Source organism: Methylomonas sp. AM2-LC (assembly GCF_039904985.1).
Classification (GTDB): Bacteria; Pseudomonadota; Gammaproteobacteria; order Methylococcales; family Methylomonadaceae; genus Methylomonas.
This window is the reverse complement of the sequence record NZ_CP157007.1, coordinates 84,504-109,993: the sequence shown is the minus strand read 5'-3', so window position 1 is coordinate 109,993 and position 25,490 is coordinate 84,504. Positions and strand designations below refer to the sequence as shown.

The 25,490-nt window shown below is 44.1% G+C and carries 27 protein-coding genes and 3 pseudogenes; 18 read left to right on the top strand and 12 right to left on the bottom strand.

Going from position 1 to position 25,490, the window contains the following annotated elements; genetic code table 11:
* Positions 1-236: 236 nt before the first annotated feature.
* From ABH008_RS24440 to ABH008_RS24430, 3 genes and pseudogenes are all read right to left on the bottom strand, one after another.
* Positions 237-1,175: pseudogene (locus tag ABH008_RS24440) on the bottom strand (DUF4158 domain-containing protein); the annotation flags it as partial.
* Between the two features lie 3 nt (positions 1,176-1,178).
* Positions 1,179-1,565, bottom strand: a complete 387-nt coding sequence (locus tag ABH008_RS24435) for a type II toxin-antitoxin system VapC family toxin (RefSeq protein ID WP_347990374.1) — start codon at positions 1,563-1,565, stop codon at positions 1,179-1,181.
* Entirely contained in the window at positions 1,562-1,807 is a 246-nt protein-coding gene (locus ABH008_RS24430) for a type II toxin-antitoxin system prevent-host-death family antitoxin (RefSeq protein WP_347990373.1), read from the bottom strand. Before ABH008_RS24430 ends, ABH008_RS24435 begins: the two co-directional genes overlap by 4 nt.
* Positions 1,808-1,977: 170 nt before the next feature.
* Between ABH008_RS24430 and ABH008_RS24425 the strand changes: the two genes are divergently transcribed.
* The 4 genes from ABH008_RS24425 (at position 1,978) to ABH008_RS24410 (ending at position 5,180) form a co-directional block, all read left to right on the top strand.
* Positions 1,978-2,946 carry a recombinase family protein gene (locus tag ABH008_RS24425; protein WP_347990387.1) on the top strand — a complete coding sequence of 323 codons (969 nt, stop codon included), beginning with the start codon at positions 1,978-1,980 and terminating at the stop codon, positions 2,944-2,946.
* A gap of 279 nt (positions 2,947-3,225) precedes the next feature.
* Complete coding sequence (locus tag ABH008_RS24420; RefSeq protein WP_347990386.1) at positions 3,226-4,233, top strand: hypothetical protein; 1,008 nt, start codon at positions 3,226-3,228, stop codon at positions 4,231-4,233.
* Positions 4,234-4,443: 210 nt separating this feature from the next.
* The gene (locus ABH008_RS24415) at positions 4,444-4,905 is read left to right on the top strand and encodes a hypothetical protein (protein WP_347990385.1); all 462 of its coding nucleotides are present in this window, start codon (positions 4,444-4,446) and stop codon (positions 4,903-4,905) included.
* The gene (locus ABH008_RS24410; protein ID WP_347990384.1) at positions 4,905-5,180 is read left to right on the top strand and encodes a type II toxin-antitoxin system RelE/ParE family toxin; all 276 of its coding nucleotides are present in this window, start codon (positions 4,905-4,907) and stop codon (positions 5,178-5,180) included. The genes ABH008_RS24415 and ABH008_RS24410 overlap by 1 nt, the downstream gene beginning before the upstream one ends.
* Before the next feature lie 323 nt (positions 5,181-5,503).
* Here the strand turns inward: ABH008_RS24410 and ABH008_RS24405 are convergent, their stop codons facing one another.
* Together ABH008_RS24405 and ABH008_RS24400 are read right to left on the bottom strand one after the other, a co-directional pair.
* Positions 5,504-5,806, bottom strand: a complete 303-nt coding sequence (locus tag ABH008_RS24405; RefSeq protein ID WP_347990383.1) for a hypothetical protein — start codon at positions 5,804-5,806, stop codon at positions 5,504-5,506.
* Between the two features lie 108 nt (positions 5,807-5,914).
* Complete coding sequence (locus tag ABH008_RS24400) at positions 5,915-6,511, bottom strand: DUF6088 family protein (protein WP_347990382.1); 597 nt, start codon at positions 6,509-6,511, stop codon at positions 5,915-5,917.
* Between the two features lie 337 nt (positions 6,512-6,848).
* Between ABH008_RS24400 and ABH008_RS24395 the strand changes: the two genes are divergently transcribed.
* The 5 genes from ABH008_RS24395 (at position 6,849) to ABH008_RS24375 (ending at position 9,931) form a co-directional block, all read left to right on the top strand.
* Positions 6,849-7,469 carry a ParA family protein gene (locus tag ABH008_RS24395; RefSeq protein WP_347990381.1) on the top strand — a complete coding sequence of 207 codons (621 nt, stop codon included), beginning with the start codon at positions 6,849-6,851 and terminating at the stop codon, positions 7,467-7,469.
* 36 nt (positions 7,470-7,505) lie between these two features.
* Positions 7,506-7,766: a hypothetical protein gene (locus ABH008_RS24390; RefSeq protein ID WP_347990380.1), complete on the top strand. Its 261-nt coding sequence runs from the start codon at positions 7,506-7,508 to the stop codon at positions 7,764-7,766.
* A 52-nt stretch (positions 7,767-7,818) separates the two neighbouring features.
* On the top strand, positions 7,819-8,913 hold the full coding sequence (locus ABH008_RS24385) for a replication protein (protein ID WP_347990379.1): 1,095 nt from the start codon (positions 7,819-7,821) through the stop codon (positions 8,911-8,913).
* Positions 8,914-9,360: 447 nt separating this feature from the next.
* Positions 9,361-9,618 (top strand): hypothetical protein, encoded by a 258-nt coding sequence (locus tag ABH008_RS24380; RefSeq protein ID WP_347990378.1) that lies wholly within the window; start codon positions 9,361-9,363, stop codon positions 9,616-9,618.
* The gene (locus ABH008_RS24375; RefSeq protein ID WP_347990377.1) at positions 9,608-9,931 is read left to right on the top strand and encodes a toxin-antitoxin system HicB family antitoxin; all 324 of its coding nucleotides are present in this window, start codon (positions 9,608-9,610) and stop codon (positions 9,929-9,931) included. The genes ABH008_RS24380 and ABH008_RS24375 overlap by 11 nt, the downstream gene beginning before the upstream one ends.
* Before the next feature lie 346 nt (positions 9,932-10,277).
* On the opposite strand, the gene ABH008_RS24370 is transcribed toward ABH008_RS24375, so the two are convergent.
* The 3 genes and pseudogenes from ABH008_RS24370 to ABH008_RS24360 form a co-directional block, all read right to left on the bottom strand.
* Positions 10,278-11,438: an IS30 family transposase gene (locus ABH008_RS24370; RefSeq protein WP_347990376.1), complete on the bottom strand. Its 1,161-nt coding sequence runs from the start codon at positions 11,436-11,438 to the stop codon at positions 10,278-10,280.
* Positions 11,439-11,465: 27 nt separating this feature from the next.
* On the bottom strand, positions 11,466-12,434 hold the full coding sequence (locus tag ABH008_RS24365) for a DNA-binding protein (protein ID WP_347990375.1): 969 nt from the start codon (positions 12,432-12,434) through the stop codon (positions 11,466-11,468).
* A 236-nt stretch (positions 12,435-12,670) separates the two neighbouring features.
* Positions 12,671-13,129: pseudogene (locus ABH008_RS24360) on the bottom strand (Tn3 family transposase); the annotation flags it as partial.
* Positions 13,130-13,604: 475 nt separating this feature from the next.
* Here ABH008_RS24360 and ABH008_RS24355 point away from each other — a divergent pair.
* Together ABH008_RS24355 and ABH008_RS24350 are read left to right on the top strand one after the other, a co-directional pair.
* Entirely contained in the window at positions 13,605-14,468 is an 864-nt protein-coding gene (locus tag ABH008_RS24355) for an RHS repeat-associated core domain-containing protein (RefSeq protein WP_347990396.1), read from the top strand.
* Positions 14,465-14,809, top strand: coding sequence for a hypothetical protein (locus ABH008_RS24350; RefSeq protein ID WP_347990138.1), 345 nt, complete (start codon positions 14,465-14,467; stop codon positions 14,807-14,809). The genes ABH008_RS24355 and ABH008_RS24350 overlap by 4 nt, the downstream gene beginning before the upstream one ends.
* A 96-nt stretch (positions 14,810-14,905) precedes the next feature.
* On the opposite strand, the gene ABH008_RS24345 is transcribed toward ABH008_RS24350, so the two are convergent.
* Positions 14,906-17,965, bottom strand: a complete 3,060-nt coding sequence (locus ABH008_RS24345) for a Tn3 family transposase (RefSeq protein WP_347990360.1) — start codon at positions 17,963-17,965, stop codon at positions 14,906-14,908.
* 271 nt (positions 17,966-18,236) lie between these two features.
* Here ABH008_RS24345 and ABH008_RS24340 point away from each other — a divergent pair, with 271 nt between their 5' ends.
* The 3 genes from ABH008_RS24340 to ABH008_RS24330 all read left to right on the top strand — a co-directional run bounded on the left by ABH008_RS24340 (position 18,237) and on the right by ABH008_RS24330 (position 20,101).
* The gene (locus ABH008_RS24340) at positions 18,237-18,815 is read left to right on the top strand and encodes a recombinase family protein (protein WP_347990359.1); all 579 of its coding nucleotides are present in this window, start codon (positions 18,237-18,239) and stop codon (positions 18,813-18,815) included.
* Positions 18,816-18,895: 80 nt separating this feature from the next.
* Positions 18,896-19,423: a GNAT family N-acetyltransferase gene (locus tag ABH008_RS24335; RefSeq protein ID WP_347990358.1), complete on the top strand. Its 528-nt coding sequence runs from the start codon at positions 18,896-18,898 to the stop codon at positions 19,421-19,423.
* A 45-nt stretch (positions 19,424-19,468) separates the two neighbouring features.
* Positions 19,469-20,101, top strand: coding sequence for a LysE family translocator (locus tag ABH008_RS24330; RefSeq protein WP_347990357.1), 633 nt, complete (start codon positions 19,469-19,471; stop codon positions 20,099-20,101).
* A 293-nt stretch (positions 20,102-20,394) separates the two neighbouring features.
* On the opposite strand, the pseudogene ABH008_RS24325 reads toward ABH008_RS24330, so the two are convergent.
* The 3 genes and pseudogenes from ABH008_RS24325 to ABH008_RS24315 form a co-directional block, all read right to left on the bottom strand.
* Positions 20,395-21,333: pseudogene (locus ABH008_RS24325) on the bottom strand (DUF4158 domain-containing protein); the annotation flags it as partial.
* 3 nt (positions 21,334-21,336) lie between these two features.
* Positions 21,337-21,723, bottom strand: coding sequence for a type II toxin-antitoxin system VapC family toxin (locus ABH008_RS24320; protein WP_347990374.1), 387 nt, complete (start codon positions 21,721-21,723; stop codon positions 21,337-21,339).
* Positions 21,720-21,965: a type II toxin-antitoxin system prevent-host-death family antitoxin gene (locus ABH008_RS24315; protein WP_347990373.1), complete on the bottom strand. Its 246-nt coding sequence runs from the start codon at positions 21,963-21,965 to the stop codon at positions 21,720-21,722. Before ABH008_RS24315 ends, ABH008_RS24320 begins: the two co-directional genes overlap by 4 nt.
* A gap of 170 nt (positions 21,966-22,135) precedes the next feature.
* Between ABH008_RS24315 and ABH008_RS24310 the strand changes: the two genes are divergently transcribed.
* The 4 genes from ABH008_RS24310 to ABH008_RS24295 all read left to right on the top strand — a co-directional run bounded on the left by ABH008_RS24310 (position 22,136) and on the right by ABH008_RS24295 (position 25,338).
* On the top strand, positions 22,136-23,104 hold the full coding sequence (locus ABH008_RS24310; protein ID WP_347990387.1) for a recombinase family protein: 969 nt from the start codon (positions 22,136-22,138) through the stop codon (positions 23,102-23,104).
* 279 nt (positions 23,105-23,383) lie between these two features.
* The gene (locus tag ABH008_RS24305; protein WP_347990386.1) at positions 23,384-24,391 is read left to right on the top strand and encodes a hypothetical protein; all 1,008 of its coding nucleotides are present in this window, start codon (positions 23,384-23,386) and stop codon (positions 24,389-24,391) included.
* Positions 24,392-24,601: 210 nt separating this feature from the next.
* Positions 24,602-25,063: a hypothetical protein gene (locus ABH008_RS24300; protein WP_347990385.1), complete on the top strand. Its 462-nt coding sequence runs from the start codon at positions 24,602-24,604 to the stop codon at positions 25,061-25,063.
* On the top strand, positions 25,063-25,338 hold the full coding sequence (locus tag ABH008_RS24295) for a type II toxin-antitoxin system RelE/ParE family toxin (RefSeq protein ID WP_347990384.1): 276 nt from the start codon (positions 25,063-25,065) through the stop codon (positions 25,336-25,338). The genes ABH008_RS24300 and ABH008_RS24295 overlap by 1 nt, the downstream gene beginning before the upstream one ends.
* The last annotated feature ends 152 nt before the right edge of the window (positions 25,339-25,490 follow it).

Below are 25,490 nucleotides of genomic sequence, written 5' to 3'. Positions count from 1 at the left end.
CGAACAGTGTGAATAGCATTGTATTCAGAACCTTGGCGTGACGTTGGCGTTACTCATTTACTAATTATTCCTAATCCTTTCGGTCAGCCAACTTTATCGGCAAGCATGAATTTTGTGACGCACAATAAGTTATTAATATTCAATAGGCTATAGAATTTTTAGTGGCGAATTTGAAATCGATATTTCGTCTGAAAGCCGCTAATACCAAGGGCTCCAGGGGTGTCGCGGGACAAACCGTTCTTTTGGTTAATTAACCCCATGTGGAAAGCCATCGCATCGACCAGATTATCGGTAAACTGGCGGTAGCGTTGCCAGGCATAGCACAACAAGTAGAGATAGGTCTGCTCCGGCTTGAGGTTTCGCAAGTCGTGAACGGTATAAAAATTGGCCAAACTCGCATAGTAGAGCAAGTTCTGCTGGGAAACGCCCAACTTGGGCAGCAAGGCTTTTGCAATCCTGTGCAGTGGTTCCAGCAGGGTGCGCTTCTCGCGTTCGCGGATCATCTGACGCCAGCCGAAATTCTTGGCATCCTGCTTTAGCGCCGCTAATTGAGACAGGGTATCATCACGCACCAGGAGCTGGGTCAGCGTGGCTTTGGTCGCGTCATCCAGTATTTCTGCAAGTAGTCCGCCAAGCCGTCGGCGTTCGGAGGAAAGCGTTTCGCTGATCAACTCTTGCAGCGTAGTGTAGCCTGGCCGAATGATTTTGTGGCCGTTAAGCCAGACGAGCAGCTCGACGGCTACAAATCCCGGCGAGACGTCACGCCGCACAATAGACTCGGCCTGACGCGCTAGCTGCGGCAGAAAGTCGGAAGTCCACAACCGATAGCCGAACAACTCGGCAATACGCCCGCGCTGAGTGTAATGCTCATGGTTGGTTATCGGCTTCCTTTCAAATGCATCGCCGATGAAATAACGGCTCAATACAAAGGCGCAATCGTCCTCGACTTCGTTCCAGTCAAAGCGGAAAAAGCTGTGCTTTGCCTTGAAATAACCGATTTGCAAAATGCAATAAACCTGGGCATGAAGACCGGGGCGGCTGGTCGCAAGCATCAGTTCGTTTTCCGAAAGTGCCAGATACTCCAGCCGCTGAGCATCATCAAAATCTGGCAGGCCATATAGAGCATACTGCTCGGCTTCCGATAGTACGGTCAGCAGCTTATTTTTTGCTGCCATTCATTAGACGTGTTGCACTGGACCTGGGTATTCAGCCACATAGGCATCGGACGTCAGTAGCGTGATACCTTCGACAATGGCCTGGGCGACAAGCAGCCGATCAAAAGGGTCTTTATGGATGGGTGGCAAGGTGCCGATGGTGACCGCATGCTCGCTGAGGATCGGCAGTTCATTGTAGCCATTGTCCAGTAGCCCCCGCCGTAACAAGCGCGGATCAACCTGGAAGTCTTTGCGGCCTAAGCCGCATTTGATAACGATTTCCCACAAACTGGCGACGCTGAAGAACAGCTCGTTTTCAGGGGCGCTCATCAGCGCCTGGGCATCCGGTGGCAAATACTCAAAACCTTCCGCCGCCCATAGCAGCAGATGGGTGTCCAATAGCAGCTTCATGCGCCATCCTCAAATAGCTGTACGATTTCTTCTTCGCCCATCCGGTCAAAATCATCCGGTACATGGATTTGTCCAGCCATAAAACCGAACCGCTTGATTTGAGAAGGCTCCGGCGCATTAAGCGCCATCACTTTAACCATCGGCTTGCCAGCCTTGGCGATGACAAACGGTTCACCCTTGGCGGCTTGCTCTACCAGACGGGATAGTTGGGTTTTAGCGTCATGAATATTATATGTCTGCATGATGACAACCTGAATAGACTTAGTTTATATGGTTTAGTTTATCACGGTTCGATACCCTTTTCTAGTTCGAATAAGGTAACCCTTAATCGAACTAGTGGCAAATGGTACTATATAAGATGAAACTATAACTCTAATCAGACCGGTTCGATTAAACAACCTTAATAGTACCAATGACCCATTTTATCCGCGCTTATCTTCGAACCTCTACCAACGAGCAAAACGCCCAACGTGCACGTGGTTCTCTTGATCGCTTTGCGCACGAACATGGTGTGGTCATTTGTAATTATTATGCTGAAAACGAATCCGGCGCTCATTTAAAGCGTCCAGAGTTATTCCGGCTATTGGCAGATAGTCGACCAAGCGATATTTTGCTTGTGGAAGACATTGATCGGCTTTCACGCTTGGCCAGCACCGAATGGGAAAATTTAAAAGGCATTATCCGAAAACGTGAGGTTCGTGTTGTAGCGGTGAATGTGCCAACTACTTGGCAACATCTATCGCCGATACAAAACGAGTTTGATGCGCGGATGTTTGGCGCTATCAACGACATGCTTTTGGATATGTTGGCCGCTATTGCCAGGCGTGACTATGAACAGCGCCGGGAACGGCAAAAGCAAGGTATTGAAAAAGCACAAGCTGCCGGAAAATACCGTGGGCGCATGGTTGACTTAGAGCGTTACAATGCCATTAACCGATTGCTGGCAAGCGGTAGTTCATGGAATGTTGTACAGAAAACTATTAAATGCAGTCGCAGTACGATAAGCAGCGCAATCAAGCATACGTCACTGGCAGTAAGCACACAATGCGCCGATCCAGAAGTCGAAGCGAACAAATCCGTTGCAATCATTCTTTGGGTTCTTGTTGAGAACGGCAGCAAATTTACTCGCGGTAAAAAAGCAGTACGAGAGAAAATCGCATGGATGCTTTTGACCAATTACCAAGGGCAGAAGCTGAATGATACCGAAACTCGGATTATGATGCAGTTTGCCGACGATGCTGATCTGAAAGAACAAATCGACGAAATTCTGGATGAGATTTATCAAATAGCTGATTTTCGCAATTGCGAAATAATCGACCTGTCACTCCAAGAAGAATCAACAGGCCGTTATTGGGATGAATGTGACGGCGGCTGGAAATAGGTTTATTCTGTGTGACAAAATTTTCTGGGGTTCCGGCTTACACCCCTTCTTGGATTCTTTTAGCTTAAAACGTGCCATAATCAAAAACGGGTGAACACAGAAAGTCTGTATTATACCTTATTTATCATTGGCTTATGCGTTATTGTGCGAGCCTGAACACGGATTCAGGAATAATGCAATTGTATGTATCAAGTTCAGGGTTTACCTGATCATGTTGTATTATTTTTGGTTTAATATTAATTTGGCGACATTTTAATGCGTCATCACCATCCAAAGTTTATGTCTAAATTTAATCGCATACTGATTATCTGCCCGGCAAATGCAATCACAGCCGGCCCGGAAGCTATTCATCAATTGGTGTTTGACTTAAACAGATTAGGGCAAAATGCGGCAATCGTATACCATCCATTTAACAAGCTTCATGAAACCCCAAAACCCTATCAAAAATACAAAATTACGGTTGCAAACTATCAGGATTTCCAGCATGAGTTAATTATTTTTCCGGAAATAATGACAACACTTGCCTTACATGTAAAACAGGCACAAGCGGCAATTTGGTGGATGTCAGTTAATAATTATACTTGTATCCGCTACGGCAACCCTTTTAGAGATCACTTCAGATATTTTAAAAATTTAATAAAGGGTAAAAGACCCTTACGCGGCATTAGAGCCTTAAAACATTTGCTGCATTTTGCACAAAGCGATTATGCAAACCAATTCTTACTTGATCGGCAAATTCAATCTTTTCCTTTATCCGATCCGATTCCTGTTTATACCGATCCTGGTTACTTAAAGGATCTGTCTGAAAAAATTGTTAACACTCAAAGACAAAATATCATTTTGTTTAATCCTAACAAAGGTGCCAAAATTACTGAAAAACTCAAAAGCACCTTTCCCAACTTGCTATTCAAACCATTACAGGGATATAACCGTGAAGAATTAGCCGAAATTTTTCTTAGCTCTAAAATCTATATCGATTTCGGCCATCATCCCGGCAAAGACCGTTTACCCAGAGAAGCGGCCATTCATGGTTGCTGTGTTATTACTGGGCTATATGGTTCAGCAGCCAATCCTATTGATTTACCAATTAGCAATGAATATAAATTGGACGTTCAATCTAAAAACTTTGAGCAGAATTTTGCAAATATAGTGGATTCCATATTTACTCATTTTGAAGATCACTATACTAATTTGGAAAATTATCGAAATGTTATCGCTCTGGAGCCGTTAGTATTTGAACAACAAATGATAAATGCCTTTGGCATTGAATCCGCACTACCGAAGTAAATTTTTTTTTCGAAAAAGCAATTCGGCAAATGGCATTTATTGGGGTCCTGTGGAAGAACCCCCAAAAGTGTTCGTTCTGACGCTCGCAACAGTGCGCACAACGGGTGATATGTTAAATATCTTGCGGAATTAGCTAGCCAAAGTTGTATTTTTTTCTATTATTTATCATAATTAGACTTATTGCGTTTTCATCATCAATGCGAGGATTTTATGACGGTCACTATCGACACCCCGAACGCTCGGCGTCTGGTTGACGCCGCCGCCATTCGCGGCGCGGCCATCGTCGGCCAGCCCGGTGGCTGGTGCGTCATGCTCAAAATCGGGATGAAAGAAACCCCGCTGGGTACGCAGCGCACCGACAAGCCGCGTACTTGGAGCAGTTTGGATAGCTGTATGCAGTACCTACGCGAAGAGTTACAGATTGTTAAGATTGACGGCATCGACGCCAGTAACTACAGCGCCGCCGCCATCCATAGCAAGCGCAGACAGGATGCGTCCGAACGGATGCGGGCCGCGCACCAAGCCGCCGCCTATAGCGATTGGCTGGAAAAAGAAATACAGGAGGCTATCGACGATCCACGGCCAAGCATACCGCATGACCAGATCGTGGCTAACTGGCAAATACGAAAAGCCGAGCTGCTCGAACAGGCGAATAGGCAAGGAGCCAATTAGTGCCGGTATGGAAGCCGAAGGCCGAAGAGGACTTGCAGGGCATCATCGATTACATTGCCAAGGACAAGCCAATGGCGGCGATTGAATTAGGCGAAATGCTGATCGAGAAAGCGGCGCTTCTCGATATAAATCCCAGTCTAGGGAAAAAACGAACAAAAAACACGCGCATACTGGTAACTCACCCTAACTACATCGTGATTTACCGGGTTTGTAGTGAAACAGTCGAGATTTTGCGGGTGAAACACGCGAAGCGAAAATTTCCGGTAACTAGGTGAGTATACACAAACGACACAAAAGTTTACGGAAAGCCACAGCCGATAAGGCTTACGCAGAACGAACACTTTTGGGGGTTCTTCCACAGGACCCCTGATTAATCAGTCCTTAACCGATACGGCACCGGTCGCAGTATCCGACTGCTGGCCGAAGGCCATCCGGCTGCGGTCATGGATATGAGTTTTGCCAATCAGGCTTTGTGCATGGCGTTTTTGCGGCAATATGGGGTTCTGTGTAAGAACCCCTTCTAAGCTATCCTATGAGACTTTGGTGTTGTTTGTTAAACTCACCCTAAGCTGGGAGAGCCTTATTAATTGCCATTGGTCTAATGATAGGATGTTTGAGTTAGAAACTTTACAGTCGGGTCGTTTTCCAGAACATTACGAATAGTGTTATTAGACGCGGTTAACTCGTTTTCTTGAATTGATATGAAATCACTATTTAAAGCGCGTAAGAGAATCAGTTTTGCAATTGCAAGATTAGAAGTAGCTCGTAATTGTCCTACAAAGTTTTGTTCTGGTCCGTTTATATCGTTTTCGTTTAGCTCAAGGGCAACATCAAGTTGCTGCAATAACTTTCTCAAACCAATATCATCAAGGGCAAGAATTTTAGTTGCAAAATCATTCATATTAATTAAGTTCGTTTAAAAATGTTTTAATTTTAAAAATTTACTAAAAGAATTAGGGGTTATTAAACCAAAAAACGGTTTGTTCCACGATACCCCTGGAGATACATTTTAGACGGCATGTTTCATTTCTTCAGCATGAAATAGTTTTTCAAAAAAACTCTTCGTTCTCGCCCCTGCATACTCTTGAACAGTTTTCATCAGTTTGGGCTTATCCATGCTGCGTACTTTTTCGGCGACGCTGTTAAGAACGCTTTCTTTATCCTCCGCCAGGAAGTGAAGATTATTGATAAGATCCACTAACAAGAATTCCTGACTGCTTTTCTCCGGAAAGCGCGGTCTTTTCAAAAAATAGAAGTGCCGGCCGTTCAGTGTATATCTGCCATCCCGCTTATGGTTATAAACCAGCTTCTCGTTATAAAGCTGCGTGGTGCCTACGCCCAGGGAGTTATAGGCATTTAAGGATGCCATATAGAAATGGTCGTCTTTAAGGAAAGCGCGGATCAGCGTTTCGTCTTCTGGCGGTATATCACCAAAAGCCGTTTTCTTGGGACAGTAGTAAACGCCCCCCGCAAGCTTCTGGATAATCCCTTTGCTGACCAGTTGCTGTAAATGGCGGTCAACGGCATTTGACCATTTGGCCAGATCGGCCCGCCGATAAACTTGCCCCGGTTGAAGATGTTCTTGTAGTTCGTTGACTTTAGGCATGCCCCCTCCTCCGCTCCTACTATAGAGCAACCTGGATTGAATGTCATTTATTTAGTCTAAAAAACATGCATATTACTTTGCATTAGGATGAGATACGGGAAAAATCGATGTCAGATAAACTTGAACCACACAAATCAGTAAATACGTATATAGCTTTATGCGTATTTATATAGTATGCGAATAAAGGTCTGTTAAGCTTGCCAGTCATGGCTAGCGACCAATGCATTATGGGGTATTGAAGGTGCGTACATCACTATTTAAATAAATACGTATTTATGGTACTATGTATATAGTTAAATACAAATCTACTTTAATGCGTTAATACTTGGATACGCTTATGCGCACATTGGTAATAGCCAGTCAAAAGGGTGGCGTCGGAAAAACTACTTTGGCAGGCCATTTGTCTGTATTCGCCGAACAGAACAAAAATGGCCCTGTTGCTCTGATTGATACCGACCCCCAAGGCTCACTTGCGAGTTGGTGGAATGAGCGTTCAGCAGAAACCCCTATTTTTGCTAGCGTTAGCATTGCTAATTTAAATGAGCATTTACGCGAGCTTGAAAGATGCGGTGTTAAGCTGGCAATTATTGATACTCCGCCGGCAGTGACTACAACTATCAAGATGGTCATTGCAGTTGCAGACCTCGTATTAATTCCAACTAGGCCAAGTCCACACGATTTACGTGCCGTTGGTTCTACTGTCGAAATGGTTGAGTCGGCCAATAAGCCAATGATATTTGTTATCAATGGTGCAGCTGCGCGCGCTCGGATTACAGGTGAAGCTGCAATCGCCCTTTCCCAGCACGGTACCGTAGCACCGGTCACTATTTATCAACGTACTGATTTCGCGGCCTCAATGATTGATGGGCGCACTGTGCAAGAAATTGATCCGGGAAGTCGATCAGCAGGCGAAATTAAAGAGTTATGGAAATACGTATTTAAGAAACTACGTAAGTAGATATTTAGCTTAATCTATATTTGAGGATTTATGCAAATGGCTAAAACAGCAACTTTAAGTTCTGGCCTTGTCGCCAGAAAGGGCGCAGCAGTTCCAACTGTAACAGAAACAGATACCGAACACTTATCACCAGTTTCCCCCATCAAGAAGACAGAAGCAGGCTATTACAAGGCACTGACGGTAAAACTAGACAAAGAAAGATTTCACAAACTAAAACAAGCTGGACTAATCGCAGACAAAAGTAGCCAAGAAATTTTTGTTGAGGCTCTGGATGCTTATCTAAGCAAAGATGTTTGATAAATCACTGAGTCGAGTTAAAAAGTAACGGAAATCAAGCAAAGGTTACGACATGGCAAAGGCAAAACCTAAAAAGGACGACGTGGTTATTCCCCCCACAAAATCAGATTTCGGTGGGCAACAACTTGACTTGTTCCAATCGTTTCTCTGCAACACCGAGAACGAACGTGACCGACTGTCCAATACCTTCGATCTTTGGGATAGTGTGCCGCGTTATTCTGTATCACGTCAGGCAATGGACAAGATGCGTAAGGCTGGAACGTTCACACAGTTGCTGAGCGTCCCATTCAACTATCGTGGTCGCGAATTAGAGGCTATCATTCAACCCGCTTGGATACAGAACAAGGACAGTACTGTCACAGGTTATTATCCAAGTGCAAATGAAGAACTAATCGAAGATGCTTTGCGCAAAATCGCTGCTGAACAGAATTATGGGTATTTCGATAAACCAAATTACCGTAGTGGGGTGGTCTTCTCGCTACATATGTTGCGAGAAGAATTAAAAAAACGAGGCCATACACGATCCTATCAACAAATCGTTTTAAGTCTACGAATCCTCGCCAGAAGCTCGATTGAAATTGCCACGACAGACGACAAAAACGGAGAGGGGTTCTCAATCAATCCATATTTTTCCGGATTGTCAGCGGTATCCAGAAGTAAGCTTGATGACGATCCAGATGCAAAATGGATTGTGCAATTTCACCCCCTAGTAACACAGGCAATTGATGCGGTGACCTATCGTCAATTCAACTATGCACAAATGATGGGACATCGAACCCAGCTCGCCCGCTGGCTACACAAACAGCTTTCTCTCAAGTTTACATTTGCAAGCTTAATCACTTCGTTCGATATGCGTTTCAGCACAATCAAACGTGATAGTGCTTTGCTGGAAGGCTATAAGCTGCAACGTCAAGCAGTTGCAGCACTTGATGACGCCCTTGACGAGCTCAAAGCTAGTGGGGTATTAAGTACCACTCAAAAAAACGAGATACGCGGCGAACGTGCCAAGCTAGAAGATGTAATTTACACACTGACTGCCTCGCGGGAATTCATTACAGAAATCAAAGCAGCCAATAAACGACAGTCTTTAAGTGAGAAAAGCAAAGAAATCATTGTGGGAAAAAACCTCCCGACCAAGAAGCGGTAGTTATAGGTGACGGGTCAAGGCGTTTTACGGTAGTTATAGGTGACAGGTTGCGGTAGTTATAGGTGACAGGAAGCTTTTTCACATCAAATAGACCTATAGCCTAGCCTCAATTTCGGTAGTTATAGCTGACGGGTCGTAAAAAAACCGGTAGTTATAGCTGACGGGTCGTAAAAAAACCGGTAGTTATAGCTGACGGGTCGGTTTTTTGAGGCCTGGAATAGGAAGATAGAAGCCACTTTTTAGCCTAATTTCATCAACAAGTGGTAGTTATAGCTGACGGGTTGTTTCATTAAGTCATTGTAAATGAATTGAAATAATGACATTTTTTTGCTCTTATTCTTTTAATCTTTATTTAACCTTTATTTAATCATGCTACGCCTGTGAATAACTACGATTAAACACAAAGATCAATTGACAAAATGGTGTCACTATTGATACCGTATAACGATGCCTACTTCCAAAAAAATCCTTGATCAAATGCGACGGGAACCCAACAATGTTCGGTTCTCAGACTTGCATAAAATTTGTGAAGAATTTTTTGGAAAACCGCGTCAATCAGGCACAAGCCATACCATATTCAAAACACCTTGGCCTGGCGATCCGCGTGTGAACATTCAGAACGACAAAGGTAAAGCCAAAGCTTATCAGGTCAAACAGATACTGTTAGCCATCGACAAGTTAAAGGGGAATCCAAATGAACATTGAACATTACACCTATCGAGTTACCTGGTCTCCAGAAGATAATGAACATGTCGGTCTCTGTGTCGAACTACCTTCCTTGTCCTGGTTGGCGACTACGCCTGAAGAAGCCTTGACAGGTATCAGACAGCTCATTGCCGAAGTCATCAAAGATATGCAAAGCAATGGTGAAGTTATTCCAGAACCGCTATCAGAAAAACACTACAGCGGTGAATTTAGAGTCCGTATCCCATCAGAAGTACATCGCACTTTAGCGATGCAAGCGGCAGAGCAAGGTATTAGCCTGAATCGCTTAGCCAGTGCCAAGTTAGCCGGGTAAAATTTGAAAAAACGAAAGATGTGCATGATCAGGCAATTACTAAAATTGAAAAACCAATTCCTTCCCGTAATTGCCATCCATGGCAATTATACCAAATAAACAGATGATTTACCTTTTTTAATATTTTTAGTAAGGCATCAATTCCTAATCACATAACAGCACCGACAAGGCAATTCCCTTCAATCAAAGCTTTTTGTTTTACGCCAGGAAGGAATAGGGCAGGGCGGCCCCAATGAAATCCTTACTCAACCAGCGGTGCGTAGCTGTCGGGCATGGAAACCCGCCGAGTAGCCCAACAAACGGCAGGTTTTAAAGACTAAGAGATTTTTAGTTAGGTGTGGTGAGTTCAACTGGTCATTGCAACGCATTCGTTTAGTTTATCACCAGGCATCATGTAGCCCAGTGTTTTTCTAGGTCTCGTATTAAGCTTTAAAGCAATCTCATCTAGGTCTTGCTGACTATAACCGCTTAAATCGGTCCCTTTGGGAAAATATTGTCTTAATAATCGGTTTGTATTTTCATTGGTTCCTCGCTGCCAAGGGCTTCTTGGATCGCAAAAATACATTGCCACATCGGTGGCTACAGTAAATCTTTTATGTTGAGCTAATTCAGTACCACGATCCCATGTCAACGAAGCCATTAAGCCGGAAGGAAGTTGCTGTACCTGACGAATTAATGCATTCACAACATTCGTCGTATCTTTGCCATCAACTTGAACCAGCAACACAAATCGTGACCGACGTTCAACTAGAGTAGCAATATGGCTGTTTTTAGACCCCGTAATCAGATCACCTTCCCAATGCCCAGGTATTGCACGATCCTCAACCTCTGCAGGTCGATCTTTTATCGATACCGCATCAATAATTTGCCCTCTTGGCTGGCCTTCAGTTGTTGATGCCTTACCTTGCCGCATCATTCGTTTCGATCGTAGATGTCCGATTAATTCCTTTTTCAAAACGCCGCGTGCTTGAATATACAGGCTTTTATAGATTGTTTCATGTGAGACATGCATATTGATATCGTTTGGATATTTATGTTTAAGCCAGCCAGCAATTTGCTCAGGAGACCAATCGAAACCGAGTTTAGTTGCCACCATGATTTGTAGTTGAGAATGTGTAGCCAGTCGACAGGGCTTAGGTCGCTGTGCTTGATCCCATGCTTTTGAATCAGCTTCGATTGCTCGATATTGATCTTTATTACCATTACGGGCAATTTCACGGCAGATAGTAGAGGGTGATCTTGCTAGTTTTGATGCAATCTGTCGCATTGATTCACCAGCCGCCAGTCCTCGCGATATTTCTTCGCGCTCAACTAGACTCAGTGACCTAGCCGATCTTGAGCGAGTTGCAGGAATAATTCCACCATGAGCGGATAAAACAGTATGCACGGATCCAGCATGCTTACCAAGGGCACGACCTATCTCACTGAGTGATTGTCCTAATTTCCATCTTTGCCACAACTCAACCTTTTGAGCTGCGGATAAACCGGGTCGACCTTTCTGTGCCATTGATTCACCTCTGTTAATAATATTAAATCAGATAGTGTTGCAATGACCAGTTGAACTCACCGTTGTTTTCTTTGCTCCAGTGGTTTTCGCCGGCTGATGGCTGCTAAGCGCCTGTAGGAGTTCTGCGGCTTGGGCTTTCGTGGCCTCAAGTTGTCCGCGTAATTGAGCCGCTTCCTCGCGGGCTGTGACCGCTTGTTTGTGTGCGTTGTCTCTATCCGCCTCAATCTTCGTTAATTTCTCGGCAACACGATGAGTTTCTTCAGCAGTGCGCTTGCGTTGTTCTTGGTGCGTTTCTTCTGCGGCAGCGGCTTGGGCTTTTACGGTCGCCAGTTCTGCGCGTTCCTGGTCTCGCTCAGCGGCTAAGGATTGAACGGCTTTTTTCTGCTCGGCCAGTTCCGTCCGGATTCTTTCTAGTTCGATAGCATGTTGTTCGCCGGCGCTCTTGGCGGTTTGTTCGGTTAACGCCAGACGCTCGCGCAATTGCGCCAGTTCTACAGCTTGGGCCTGACTAGTTGCCTGAGCATCGGCCAAGTGTTTTTCAAAGACTTCGGATTCCGCTCTGACTTCATTCAGTTTGGTTTCCAAATCATCGACCGTGCTGGATGCATCCGCTAATTCACGTTCGGCCTGTTCGCGTTGATCGCCAGCGGCTCTGACTACTTCTCCTACCCGGCGCTCTGCTGCTTTGACCGCCTTGTCGTTCAATTCAACAGCCAGCATGGAAAGGCGTTCTGTGAGTGTTTTAGTGACCATAGCCACTTCCTCGGCCACCTCAATAGGCAATTCAGCCACCGGTTCCGCTCTGGTGACAGACTGGCTGGCCAGATGCTCATCCCAAACCTGCTTAAGACGACCGGGATTACCACCACCCACTTTCTGGCGTAAAGCAAAACCCGTGATATTGCGGCCAGCGTCTCGCAGCTCTTGACCGGCTTGGATGATGGCTTCCGGCGCAAATTCGGCAGGGCGGCCAGTTTGTATCGTGGTGGCTTGCATGAGGATTTCTCCTTTAAGTTGATGGGTTCAGTATAGCACATAATAAAATAATAAACAAACTAATTTATTAACAAACAAAGTAATAAACAAACTAACTTATTATTTCTTATTTTTATCGCTTAAGCCTCGTGACAAATGACCTTTATTTGTAAAGCTCACGAAAATGGCCGACTTTGGGGGTGTAAGCCCAAACCGCCGAAAATTCCGACGAATCGTTTTCAGCTGTTACAGCCCCATTATTCCAGCTCCAATTTAGCCACAATCGCATCAAGGTCTATGTTCTGCCCGCTATCTCTGAAGGCATAATGGCCATTAAAATGAATATTCCGCCAGGCCGCAGGCGAGACTTTCTTGATGAGTGCCAAAATCTTCAGTTTGGGGGATGCTTCATATTTGTCGAGTATCCGTGACAGGATAGCGGAATTATAATAAATGATCGCATTTGCGATTAGCCGCCCACATTCGTTACTGACCTCAATATCCAGATCCGTCCTGCCAGTGAGTTCCTTCTTGCCGCCAACCTGCGCGATTGCTGCTCGCAGTTGGTGATAAGATTCGATCCGGTTTTGCGAACGATGCGAGTTGCGCTCGATTTGTGGGTCGCGCAAATATCGCAATGTGTAAATGCTGCGGATTAGCTTATCGAACTCGAAGACCGCGCTACGGGTTGGGTTTGATTGCGTGTAGGTACATAATGGGTGTTAATAAACAAAAGGCTCTAAAGTTTCATAGGCTTTATAAGTAATCGCAAATGTGGGGCACATGGACAAACTAATGAGACCACATTGGCCTATATACTGGGTTTGCGTTGCTCTATGGGCTTCTACGTTGGTCTATATTTGGGTGCTAATAAACAAAAGGCTCTAAAGTTCCATACAAATTTTCTAAATGCCTTATCCAGCAAGGCTTTCAGCAAGTTTTCGACTTCTCAAAATTAGGCCGTTCTGTCCATGAAATTTTTAGGCGGTATAAACAATTAGACTTTTTCGTTCCAAGAATAAAGGATTTATGTTAAATATAGACCAACGTAGAAGCCCATAGAGCAACGCAAACCCAGTATATAGGCCAATGTGGTCTCATTAGTTTGTCCATGTGCCCCACATTTGCGATTACTTATAAAGCCTATGAAACTTTAGAGCCTTTTGTTTATTAACACCCTCTTTTGGAACCATATCCAACGCCTCCGGTAGTAGTAACAACCTGTTGAAATATACTGGACGTGAGCAGGATACAGAAACGGGGTTTTATTATTATCGAGACAGGTATTATGATCCTATCACTGGGCGGTTTATTAGTGAAGACCGTAAGGGGTTTGGAGCAGGGGTTAATTTTTATACCTATGCCAATAATAATCCGGTTAATGGGAATGATCCAACTGGTTTTGTTGATGTTACTTACACGGCAGGTTCAAACAATCCTACAATTACGAACTCGCCATTAGCAGGAGTTAATTATCAGGTATCTGATTCAAATGGTAATACTGCCTCAATGGGAGTTGGTGTTTATAATATGGTAGTTCAGCAAGGTAATAGTTTTAATACTGTTTTCAATGTTAACCAAACTAATTCATACATAAACGGTGGCGTTAATTATATTCTAAATAATAGGCTAAATGGTGCGACTGGCGATGCTAGTTTTGACGAAATTGCACAACAGTCTGTAACTGGTGGCCCATGGGATACAAAACAATACTTGCCTAATAATGCAGTTTATTTTTTAAATGACCAAGCCGAATTAAATGACTATGTTGGTAATGTAATTTGGGCAGCAGGTGTTAATTCTTTAGGTTTATCACAAACAACAGCAATAATTGGCGCTCAGGCATATGCTTTGAAGTCAAATGACACTTTTGATGATCCTAGAGATCAAGAAGCCATAAACTACGGATATTCTCTTACATTGCCTTTACCCACACAATCATCAGGTAGTTTATCCCTATCTGATGAAGAAGATAGTGCGGCGGCTGATGGAGGTTTTGTTATTTATCCAAATAAATCAAATACAAATCAAATAAGATCTGTTTATTCAAAATGAAGTATTTAATTTCCTTTATTCGTTATTTGATTATCAGTTCATTATTCGGTATTTTGTATGCAATAATGTTTCTTGAGGTTGATGAATTACTGTGTAAAAGTAAAAGTGGTCAAACTGCCGCTGGGGGTGGTGCGGCGATTGGACTATTATCTCTAAAATATTTTTTTATATCATGGATAGTTTCAATGGTTATTTTATTTGCCATTAATATAATGCAAAAATATAGTTTATTGAAATCAAATACATCTTTTTCGTTTAAAATGCTCATTGTTTTAGGAGTGACATTAGTCATTACTTTTGATTCTATTTTAAGCTTTTGGCGGTCATTAGATTGTGTGTAGTTCTAACTTTTATGCTTATTGTTTGAATAATCCGGTTAATGGGGTTATTTAACCAAAAGAACGGTTTGTCCCGCGATACCCCTGGAGCCCTCGGTATTAGCGGCTTGCAGCCGAAATATCGATTTCAAATTCGCCAATAAGTTTCTTGATAACCTCTTGAATATTAACAATATGTTCTCGATTGTAAAATTCATACTTGCCAATGAAGTTGATATGCTGCCAGGCAACAGGTGAAAATCTTACTATTTCTTTCGCCTTTTCCGGATCAATCGTTAGATAGTGCTGATAAAGCGCCGATAGAATGGTCGCATTATAAAAAATCACCGCGTTGGCAATGAGCCTGATGGATTCGGCATTAATGTCGAGTTCAATTTCAGTTTTTCCATTAAGCATCCTGCCGCCGCTGACTTTGGAAATAGTGGAGCTTAACTGGTGGTAGGATTCGCCACGGTTCAATGAGCCTTGCACCACTTCGCGGATTTCCTTGCTATCGATATAATCCAGCAAATAATCGGTCATAATGATTTCATCAAAGGCAATCAAGGCTTTTAAGGTCGAATCGATCTTTTTACAAGACGATAATTTACTCACAATATGGCTTTGCGTGGTCTTTTTGATTGCCAGAGAGGCTAGAATTCTCAAAATTTTATCCCATTCCTTAATAATGAGCGATTTATTGACCTTTTTGCTGGGCTTAATAAGGTGTTTTGCGTACTTGTCGATCTCATCGAAACTCACCAATTTTTGATCTGATTTATCAGATAGCTGAGTAAAGCGAGGCATAAATCGATAGCCAAACATATACATTAAGGCAAAGTTAACGCGATTGATACTGTGCATATCGCCGGATACCGCCGTAATTTCAACATCTGATGTATTACTTTCGACAATATCCAGTAAGAAGTGACTTTCGTGCTGGTTTGCACCGATGACTTTCAGACGCAAGGGGAGATGATTGCCGATGAGTCCCAATAAGACCACGCCTTTCAGAAGGCCAAAATATTTTTTTCCGTACCTGGATTTGATCGTATGGTATTTCGTTGCCAATTTTTGACCGTCAACACTGGCGTGAACACCGTAGTCAGCTAAATTATACTCGCCAAAAATGGGCAGCTTGGCGGTATGGTTCATAATCACATCATTGGCGGCGCATAGGGTTTGAAAGCGAATATAGCTTTTACTAACCCGATCCAGATCTTGCTCTTTTACATCGCTGATCGCCTTCATTTTCTTCGCTTCAACCCCCGTTGCATTGGCGATAACACAGGCATGAATAACTTCAGGGTCGGGGTGTGACTTCGCGTATTTTGGCTGAAGATGTGAAAAAGACTTTAGAAAACCGGTAGCCTCTGCCGAAAACTTAAGAATATCGCCGATGCTTGAGACCAAGAGCTTTTCATAGAATGGATTGTTAATCCCGTCATCAAGACGGGTATAAGGCAAAGTCCAGTTAACCAGCTCGCCTTGCTTATTGCGATGAATTTTTAGGCTAGAGTTTTCACCGTTTTTAATGTTTTGGTTCACTCGCGCATATTTCTCTTTCAGGCTGGCTTCGAGTTTACTTAATAAGTCTTCGATGTTCATTGACAATAAAGGCATGTTGAGCTGCTTTAATATTTCATCTTTATGTTGCGCCCAATATTCAATGTCGATCAGTTCATCGTCCAGGGTACGATAGCAATTACTGTCTTTAATAAACACGCTGGTATTGGCAATGCCCTGTTTTAGCTGGCTATAAACCATGCATTCATAGCGGTCGCCATCCACTTTTTTGACCTTCTTATCATCGACCAGCACTTTATAGGTGAGGTATTTTTTCAGCGATTGAGGAAAAAAGTTCATGGGGATGTCTTCATAGGCATAATCCCGAAATGATAGTCCGCTGCTCAGGTGCCGCCTTAAAAACACAATGGCTTCTGTTAGCCCAGCGTTCGTGCAAGAAAAGTCCAGGACTTTGAAAATTGGCCGCAGGTTCCTTTTTATGGTTAATGCCTGTTGCCCATAGTATTGCCAACGATAGAAGTCCCTGTCTAGATTGGGCTTTTTAAATTCATCTAGAAATTGTTTATAATCGGCTTCTGGAACCACTTCAAAGGCTTTGGCCCTGACTTGTTCATCGGGAATACCGCTATCGATATTGATGGCCAGCACCTTACATGCCTGCTGCCTAAGCTTGGAATCGACGTTTTCAATCAACTCTATTTCTGAACGTTGATAGTCGTTGGCGTCATCGGTATATTTTGTCATCTTCTGTATCAAGCTGGATACCAGATGGTCATTGATTTTAAGAAACCGGCGATGAGCGTAACAAAGCAGGTACAGCCGTACCAGATTTTTATCGGTTAACCGCTTGAGTTTCTGGATGGTGTAAAATTCCGCCAGATTTGCATAGTAGATAATATTCTGTTCTGAGAGTCCCAGCTTAGGCATCAGGGTCTGAGATTTTTGGTAAATGCCGATGACAAGCTGTTGTTTGGCGACGCTATTTTTAATTTCAGTGGTGCTGAAATTCTTCTGATCCTTTTTTAGCAAGGTGAGGTTATAAAACAGTTCGTCGTTCGTTAACAGCTTATCCAATTCCGCACGCAGTTCTTTATCGGCATCGGTGTAAAGTTTATTGACCAGCCAGTTTCTTTCCTCTTGAAGCGCGGTAGTCACAATATCCTGTAAACTTGAATAAGCTGGCCGGATGACATTTTGTTGTTGGCAATAGCTCAACAAGCCTTCCAACACGAACCGCGATAGTGCGTGTCGTTTGACAAGCGCTTTTGCTTCTTTGAGTAATTGGCTTTGAAAATCTGTATCGACATCTTTCAGGCCGAATTTATTCATCACCTCGTAGCGGTTCCGGTAGTGATGATTTTTAGACACCTGCTTTTTGGGAAATGGCTCATCTGGAAAATAAAGCCGCATGATGAACGCCGCATCCGCTTTAACTTTTTGGAAGCTGAATAGGAAGAAGTAATTGACAGCCCGGTAATAACCAAGCTGTAGGATGTAATCCACTTTACAGGTAGTGTTGTTTTCAAAGCTATCGAGCACGGCTATGTCGTCGGTATCGAGGGCAAATAAAAATGATCGATCGTCGTCATCCAGCGTGGGTATTTCGTAAAGATCATTGATTTCGTCCTGGGTTAAAATCGTCAGTCGAGCCATGCTGGTTTCTATTTGATGAGGATGATGGTTATGGCACGGTTATTTCCACACCACTGTTTTTCTCGGTCGCTTGATATTCGAATTCTGATGGATGGGGGCTGCTTTTTAGTCAGTGCAAAAAGTGTACTTTCTGCACTCTAAGTTGACCGGTTCTTTCGGATTGCAATTCCTTTCATTTTTAGTGCAAAAACCTTTGCTAAAATCATAATGCATTTACCTGTACTATGTGTTAACTTTTTGCACTATGTACACCCATTCTACTTCTACAGATATGTCTCTCCATCGAATCGGCTATGCACGGGTCAGCAGTATCGGCCAAAATCTGGATTCTCAAATCGATGCTTTACAGAAAGCCGGTTGCGGGAAAATCTTTTCCGACAAAATGACCGGTTCACACATGGATCGACCTGGCTGGGATCAGTTTTTGGAATATGCTCGCCCAGGTGATACTTTGGTCGTGAGTGAATTAAGCCGCATGACGCGCTCTTTGATGGATTTACTGACAACGGCCAAAGTTTTGGAACAACGACAGATTAACTTGGTGTCATTGCGAGAAAATATCGACACAACAACAGCTACTGGTCGTTGTTTCTTGTCGATGATGGGTGCCATTCACCAAATGGAGCGGGAGCTACGCGCAGAACGGGCGGCGGCAGGCCGTTCATCTGCTAAAGCGCGTGGTAAAACCGGGGGGCGACCTAAGACTGATCCTGAAAAATTGGAAAATGCCAGAATCTTATATGAAAATTCAGGCAAAACCGCTGCTGAGGTATGTGAAATTGCTGGCGTGGGGAGGCGGAAATTCTTCTCCCATATTGCAGAAAAACGAAATGAATCGGGAAAAACATAACATTCCTCGCTGTGTGACTTTTTGTTCACTGTTCCAAAACAGACTTGGAATATAATCTAACCTTATTCGAAGTGTATTCAATGCAAATAACAGAATTGCAAACAGCCCGAACGATCCTCAGGCCATTTACCGAGGATGATGCAATACAGTCATTTTCTTGGTTTGGTGATCCAGAGGTCATGAAATTCACGCCTCATGGCCCAGATATTAATCTGGAGTCCACCATTTTGAGGATAACGCATTATATTGAGCACCAAAATCAATATGGATATGCAAAATGGATAATTCTTGATCGTAATACCATGAAACCGATTGGCGACTCTGGCCCCATGTATTTTCCTGAATGTCATAGTTTCGAGTTAGGCTATAGATTGTTGCCAAGCTTCTGGAACCAAGGTATAGCAACAGAAGTAACATCCGCTTGGATTCGGTATTACTTTCAAATATTAGAGCTGAAATATTTAATGGCGTTTACGCATACAAAAAATCTGGCTTCAATACGTGTTTTGGAAAAAACCGGATTTCAATTCAGCCATCAAGAGCGCCTTATGGGGATGGACAGTATGGTTTTTAATATAGCCAGTGTTGATGCGGAAGCAAATACATAGCCTCAAAGGGAATTTTTTTAAAAATAACGACTGACTTTATAACTTATGCTCGGCACTCATGATCTAACACTTTTTGTAATCTCTGGTCTATTGCTAAATATCACACCTGGCGCAGACTCGCTGTATATTGTTGCCCGTAGTGTCGGCCAAGGTCGTTCTGCCGGCGTAGCCGCCGCACTCGGTATAGCCCTGGGCTGTTACCTGCATATTTTTGCCGCCGCTGTTGGCTTGTCAGCGCTACTTGCGGCTTCTTCGACTGCATTCTCCACGCTTAAGCTGATTGGTGCAGTGTATCTCGTATACATAGGAATTACCTTGATGCGCAGTACTTCACCCTGTTCAGATGCACTAAAGAACTCGCAGCCAGCGTCCCTACGCAGTATTTTTCGTCAAGGCTTTCTGACCAACGTTCTCAACCCAAAAGTGGCGATTTTCTTTCTGGCTTTCGTTCCACAGTTTATCGAGCATGAAGCGCCAAACAAAGCCTTGGCCTTTATCTTCCTGGGCGGGATTTTTAATTTTACTGGCACAATTTGGTGCTTGTTCCTCGCTTGGTTCGCAGACCATCTTAATCAGCGCCTATCTCCCCGCAAGCTTTTATTTGCCTGGCTAACGCGAACAGCGGGAGGCGTGTTTGTATTCCTGGGATTTAAGCTTGCCGTCAGCAAGCAGAACTAAAATACCATTCCATATCCCATCGATATTGTTTCGTATCAGGTTGGAATAGCATCATTACGAACAGTGTGAATAGCATTGTATTCAGAACCTTGGCGTGACGTTGGCGTTACTCATTTACTAATTATTCCTAATCCTTTCGGTCAGCCAACTTTATCGGCAAGCATGAATTTTGTGACGCACAATAAGTTATTAATATTCAATAGGCTATAGAATTTTTAGTGGCGAATTTGAAATCGATATTTCGTCTGAAAGCCGCTAATACCAAGGGCTCCAGGGGTGTCGCGGGACAAACCGTTCTTTTGGTTAATTAACCCCATGTGGAAAGCCATCGCATCGACCAGATTATCGGTAAACTGGCGGTAGCGTTGCCAGGCATAGCACAACAAGTAGAGATAGGTCTGCTCCGGCTTGAGGTTTCGCAAGTCGTGAACGGTATAAAAATTGGCCAAACTCGCATAGTAGAGCAAGTTCTGCTGGGAAACGCCCAACTTGGGCAGCAAGGCTTTTGCAATCCTGTGCAGTGGTTCCAGCAGGGTGCGCTTCTCGCGTTCGCGGATCATCTGACGCCAGCCGAAATTCTTGGCATCCTGCTTTAGCGCCGCTAATTGAGACAGGGTATCATCACGCACCAGGAGCTGGGTCAGCGTGGCTTTGGTCGCGTCATCCAGTATTTCTGCAAGTAGTCCGCCAAGCCGTCGGCGTTCGGAGGAAAGCGTTTCGCTGATCAACTCTTGCAGCGTAGTGTAGCCTGGCCGAATGATTTTGTGGCCGTTAAGCCAGACGAGCAGCTCGACGGCTACAAATCCCGGCGAGACGTCACGCCGCACAATAGACTCGGCCTGACGCGCTAGCTGCGGCAGAAAGTCGGAAGTCCACAACCGATAGCCGAACAACTCGGCAATACGCCCGCGCTGAGTGTAATGCTCATGGTTGGTTATCGGCTTCCTTTCAAATGCATCGCCGATGAAATAACGGCTCAATACAAAGGCGCAATCGTCCTCGACTTCGTTCCAGTCAAAGCGGAAAAAGCTGTGCTTTGCCTTGAAATAACCGATTTGCAAAATGCAATAAACCTGGGCATGAAGACCGGGGCGGCTGGTCGCAAGCATCAGTTCGTTTTCCGAAAGTGCCAGATACTCCAGCCGCTGAGCATCATCAAAATCTGGCAGGCCATATAGAGCATACTGCTCGGCTTCCGATAGTACGGTCAGCAGCTTATTTTTTGCTGCCATTCATTAGACGTGTTGCACTGGACCTGGGTATTCAGCCACATAGGCATCGGACGTCAGTAGCGTGATACCTTCGACAATGGCCTGGGCGACAAGCAGCCGATCAAAAGGGTCTTTATGGATGGGTGGCAAGGTGCCGATGGTGACCGCATGCTCGCTGAGGATCGGCAGTTCATTGTAGCCATTGTCCAGTAGCCCCCGCCGTAACAAGCGCGGATCAACCTGGAAGTCTTTGCGGCCTAAGCCGCATTTGATAACGATTTCCCACAAACTGGCGACGCTGAAGAACAGCTCGTTTTCAGGGGCGCTCATCAGCGCCTGGGCATCCGGTGGCAAATACTCAAAACCTTCCGCCGCCCATAGCAGCAGATGGGTGTCCAATAGCAGCTTCATGCGCCATCCTCAAATAGCTGTACGATTTCTTCTTCGCCCATCCGGTCAAAATCATCCGGTACATGGATTTGTCCAGCCATAAAACCGAACCGCTTGATTTGAGAAGGCTCCGGCGCATTAAGCGCCATCACTTTAACCATCGGCTTGCCAGCCTTGGCGATGACAAACGGTTCACCCTTGGCGGCTTGCTCTACCAGACGGGATAGTTGGGTTTTAGCGTCATGAATATTATATGTCTGCATGATGACAACCTGAATAGACTTAGTTTATATGGTTTAGTTTATCACGGTTCGATACCCTTTTCTAGTTCGAATAAGGTAACCCTTAATCGAACTAGTGGCAAATGGTACTATATAAGATGAAACTATAACTCTAATCAGACCGGTTCGATTAAACAACCTTAATAGTACCAATGACCCATTTTATCCGCGCTTATCTTCGAACCTCTACCAACGAGCAAAACGCCCAACGTGCACGTGGTTCTCTTGATCGCTTTGCGCACGAACATGGTGTGGTCATTTGTAATTATTATGCTGAAAACGAATCCGGCGCTCATTTAAAGCGTCCAGAGTTATTCCGGCTATTGGCAGATAGTCGACCAAGCGATATTTTGCTTGTGGAAGACATTGATCGGCTTTCACGCTTGGCCAGCACCGAATGGGAAAATTTAAAAGGCATTATCCGAAAACGTGAGGTTCGTGTTGTAGCGGTGAATGTGCCAACTACTTGGCAACATCTATCGCCGATACAAAACGAGTTTGATGCGCGGATGTTTGGCGCTATCAACGACATGCTTTTGGATATGTTGGCCGCTATTGCCAGGCGTGACTATGAACAGCGCCGGGAACGGCAAAAGCAAGGTATTGAAAAAGCACAAGCTGCCGGAAAATACCGTGGGCGCATGGTTGACTTAGAGCGTTACAATGCCATTAACCGATTGCTGGCAAGCGGTAGTTCATGGAATGTTGTACAGAAAACTATTAAATGCAGTCGCAGTACGATAAGCAGCGCAATCAAGCATACGTCACTGGCAGTAAGCACACAATGCGCCGATCCAGAAGTCGAAGCGAACAAATCCGTTGCAATCATTCTTTGGGTTCTTGTTGAGAACGGCAGCAAATTTACTCGCGGTAAAAAAGCAGTACGAGAGAAAATCGCATGGATGCTTTTGACCAATTACCAAGGGCAGAAGCTGAATGATACCGAAACTCGGATTATGATGCAGTTTGCCGACGATGCTGATCTGAAAGAACAAATCGACGAAATTCTGGATGAGATTTATCAAATAGCTGATTTTCGCAATTGCGAAATAATCGACCTGTCACTCCAAGAAGAATCAACAGGCCGTTATTGGGATGAATGTGACGGCGGCTGGAAATAGGTTTATTCTGTGTGACAAAATTTTCTGGGGTTCCGGCTTACACCCCTTCTTGGATTCTTTTAGCTTAAAACGTGCCATAATCAAAAACGGGTGAACACAGAAAGTCTGTATTATACCTTATTTATCATTGGCTTATGCGTTATTGTGCGAGCCTGAACACGGATTCAGGAATAATGCAATTGTATGTATCAAGTTCAGGGTTTACCTGATCATGTTGTATTATTTTTGGTTTAATATTAATTTGGCGACATTTTAATGCGTCATCACCATCCAAAGTTTATGTCTAAATTTAATCGCATACTGATTATCTGCCCGGCAAATGCAATCACAGCCGGCCCGGAAGCTATTCATCAATTGGTGTTTGACTTAAACAGATTAGGGCAAAATGCGGCAATCGTATACCATCCATTTAACAAGCTTCATGAAACCCCAAAACCCTATCAAAAATACAAAATTACGGTTGCAAACTATCAGGATTTCCAGCATGAGTTAATTATTTTTCCGGAAATAATGACAACACTTGCCTTACATGTAAAACAGGCACAAGCGGCAATTTGGTGGATGTCAGTTAATAATTATACTTGTATCCGCTACGGCAACCCTTTTAGAGATCACTTCAGATATTTTAAAAATTTAATAAAGGGTAAAAGACCCTTACGCGGCATTAGAGCCTTAAAACATTTGCTGCATTTTGCACAAAGCGATTATGCAAACCAATTCTTACTTGATCGGCAAATTCAATCTTTTCCTTTATCCGATCCGATTCCTGTTTATACCGATCCTGGTTACTTAAAGGATCTGTCTGAAAAAATTGTTAACACTCAAAGACAAAATATCATTTTGTTTAATCCTAACAAAGGTGCCAAAATTACTGAAAAACTCAAAAGCACCTTTCCCAACTTGCTATTCAAACCATTACAGGGATATAACCGTGAAGAATTAGCCGAAATTTTTCTTAGCTCTAAAATCTATATCGATTTCGGCCATCATCCCGGCAAAGACCGTTTACCCAGAGAAGCGGCCATTCATGGTTGCTGTGTTATTACTGGGCTATATGGTTCAGCAGCCAATCCTATTGATTTACCAATTAGCAATGAATATAAATTGGACGTTCAATCTAAAAACTTTGAGCAGAATTTTGCAAATATAGTGGATTCCATATTTACTCATTTTGAAGATCACTATACTAATTTGGAAAATTATCGAAATGTTATCGCTCTGGAGCCGTTAGTATTTGAACAACAAATGATAAATGCCTTTGGCATTGAATCCGCACTACCGAAGTAAATTTTTTTTTCGAAAAAGCAATTCGGCAAATGGCATTTATTGGGGTCCTGTGGAAGAACCCCCAAAAGTGTTCGTTCTGACGCTCGCAACAGTGCGCACAACGGGTGATATGTTAAATATCTTGCGGAATTAGCTAGCCAAAGTTGTATTTTTTTCTATTATTTATCATAATTAGACTTATTGCGTTTTCATCATCAATGCGAGGATTTTATGACGGTCACTATCGACACCCCGAACGCTCGGCGTCTGGTTGACGCCGCCGCCATTCGCGGCGCGGCCATCGTCGGCCAGCCCGGTGGCTGGTGCGTCATGCTCAAAATCGGGATGAAAGAAACCCCGCTGGGTACGCAGCGCACCGACAAGCCGCGTACTTGGAGCAGTTTGGATAGCTGTATGCAGTACCTACGCGAAGAGTTACAGATTGTTAAGATTGACGGCATCGACGCCAGTAACTACAGCGCCGCCGCCATCCATAGCAAGCGCAGACAGGATGCGTCCGAACGGATGCGGGCCGCGCACCAAGCCGCCGCCTATAGCGATTGGCTGGAAAAAGAAATACAGGAGGCTATCGACGATCCACGGCCAAGCATACCGCATGACCAGATCGTGGCTAACTGGCAAATACGAAAAGCCGAGCTGCTCGAACAGGCGAATAGGCAAGGAGCCAATTAGTGCCGGTATGGAAGCCGAAGGCCGAAGAGGACTTGCAGGGCATCATCGATTACATTGCCAAGGACAAGCCAATGGCGGCGATTGAATTAGGCGAAATGCTGATCGAGAAAGCGGCGCTTCTCGATATAAATCCCAGTCTAGGGAAAAAACGAACAAAAAACACGCGCATACTGGTAACTCACCCTAACTACATCGTGATTTACCGGGTTTGTAGTGAAACAGTCGAGATTTTGCGGGTGAAACACGCGAAGCGAAAATTTCCGGTAACTAGGTGAGTATACACAAACGACACAAAAGTTTACGGAAAGCCACAGCCGATAAGGCTTACGCAGAACGAACACTTTTGGGGGTTCTTCCACAGGACCCCTGATTAATCAGTCCTTAACCGATACGGCACCGGTCGCAGTATCCGACTGCTGGCCGAAGG

Excerpts from the sequence above, each read along its gene's own strand:
- ABH008_RS24315 (WP_347990373.1), bottom strand. The coding sequence starts at position 21,965 with ATGCAGACATATAATATTCATGACGCTAAAACCCAACTATCCCGTCTG.
- ABH008_RS24380 (WP_347990378.1), top strand. The coding sequence starts at position 9,361 with ATGCCTACTTCCAAAAAAATCCTTGATCAAATGCGACGGGAACCCAAC.
- ABH008_RS24345 (WP_347990360.1), bottom strand. The coding sequence starts at position 17,965 with ATGGCTCGACTGACGATTTTAACCCAGGACGAAATCAATGATCTTTAC.
- ABH008_RS24305 (WP_347990386.1), top strand. The coding sequence starts at position 23,384 with ATGTCTAAATTTAATCGCATACTGATTATCTGCCCGGCAAATGCAATC.
- ABH008_RS24370 (WP_347990376.1), bottom strand. The coding sequence starts at position 11,438 with ATGGCACAGAAAGGTCGACCCGGTTTATCCGCAGCTCAAAAGGTTGAG.
- ABH008_RS24365 (WP_347990375.1), bottom strand. The coding sequence starts at position 12,434 with ATGCAAGCCACCACGATACAAACTGGCCGCCCTGCCGAATTTGCGCCG.
- ABH008_RS24300 (WP_347990385.1), top strand. The coding sequence starts at position 24,602 with ATGACGGTCACTATCGACACCCCGAACGCTCGGCGTCTGGTTGACGCC.
- ABH008_RS24310 (WP_347990387.1), top strand. The coding sequence starts at position 22,136 with ATGACCCATTTTATCCGCGCTTATCTTCGAACCTCTACCAACGAGCAA.
- ABH008_RS24425 (WP_347990387.1), top strand. The coding sequence starts at position 1,978 with ATGACCCATTTTATCCGCGCTTATCTTCGAACCTCTACCAACGAGCAA.
- ABH008_RS24335 (WP_347990358.1), top strand. The coding sequence starts at position 18,896 with ATGCAAATAACAGAATTGCAAACAGCCCGAACGATCCTCAGGCCATTT.
- ABH008_RS24430 (WP_347990373.1), bottom strand. The coding sequence starts at position 1,807 with ATGCAGACATATAATATTCATGACGCTAAAACCCAACTATCCCGTCTG.
- ABH008_RS24405 (WP_347990383.1), bottom strand. The coding sequence starts at position 5,806 with ATGAATGATTTTGCAACTAAAATTCTTGCCCTTGATGATATTGGTTTG.
- ABH008_RS24435 (WP_347990374.1), bottom strand. The coding sequence starts at position 1,565 with ATGAAGCTGCTATTGGACACCCATCTGCTGCTATGGGCGGCGGAAGGT.
- ABH008_RS24350 (WP_347990138.1), top strand. The coding sequence starts at position 14,465 with ATGAAGTATTTAATTTCCTTTATTCGTTATTTGATTATCAGTTCATTA.
- ABH008_RS24415 (WP_347990385.1), top strand. The coding sequence starts at position 4,444 with ATGACGGTCACTATCGACACCCCGAACGCTCGGCGTCTGGTTGACGCC.
- ABH008_RS24420 (WP_347990386.1), top strand. The coding sequence starts at position 3,226 with ATGTCTAAATTTAATCGCATACTGATTATCTGCCCGGCAAATGCAATC.
- ABH008_RS24395 (WP_347990381.1), top strand. The coding sequence starts at position 6,849 with ATGCGCACATTGGTAATAGCCAGTCAAAAGGGTGGCGTCGGAAAAACT.
- ABH008_RS24385 (WP_347990379.1), top strand. The coding sequence starts at position 7,819 with ATGGCAAAGGCAAAACCTAAAAAGGACGACGTGGTTATTCCCCCCACA.
- ABH008_RS24400 (WP_347990382.1), bottom strand. The coding sequence starts at position 6,511 with ATGCCTAAAGTCAACGAACTACAAGAACATCTTCAACCGGGGCAAGTT.
- ABH008_RS24340 (WP_347990359.1), top strand. The coding sequence starts at position 18,237 with ATGTCTCTCCATCGAATCGGCTATGCACGGGTCAGCAGTATCGGCCAA.
- ABH008_RS24375 (WP_347990377.1), top strand. The coding sequence starts at position 9,608 with ATGAACATTGAACATTACACCTATCGAGTTACCTGGTCTCCAGAAGAT.
- ABH008_RS24390 (WP_347990380.1), top strand. The coding sequence starts at position 7,506 with ATGGCTAAAACAGCAACTTTAAGTTCTGGCCTTGTCGCCAGAAAGGGC.
- ABH008_RS24320 (WP_347990374.1), bottom strand. The coding sequence starts at position 21,723 with ATGAAGCTGCTATTGGACACCCATCTGCTGCTATGGGCGGCGGAAGGT.
- ABH008_RS24330 (WP_347990357.1), top strand. The coding sequence starts at position 19,469 with ATGCTCGGCACTCATGATCTAACACTTTTTGTAATCTCTGGTCTATTG.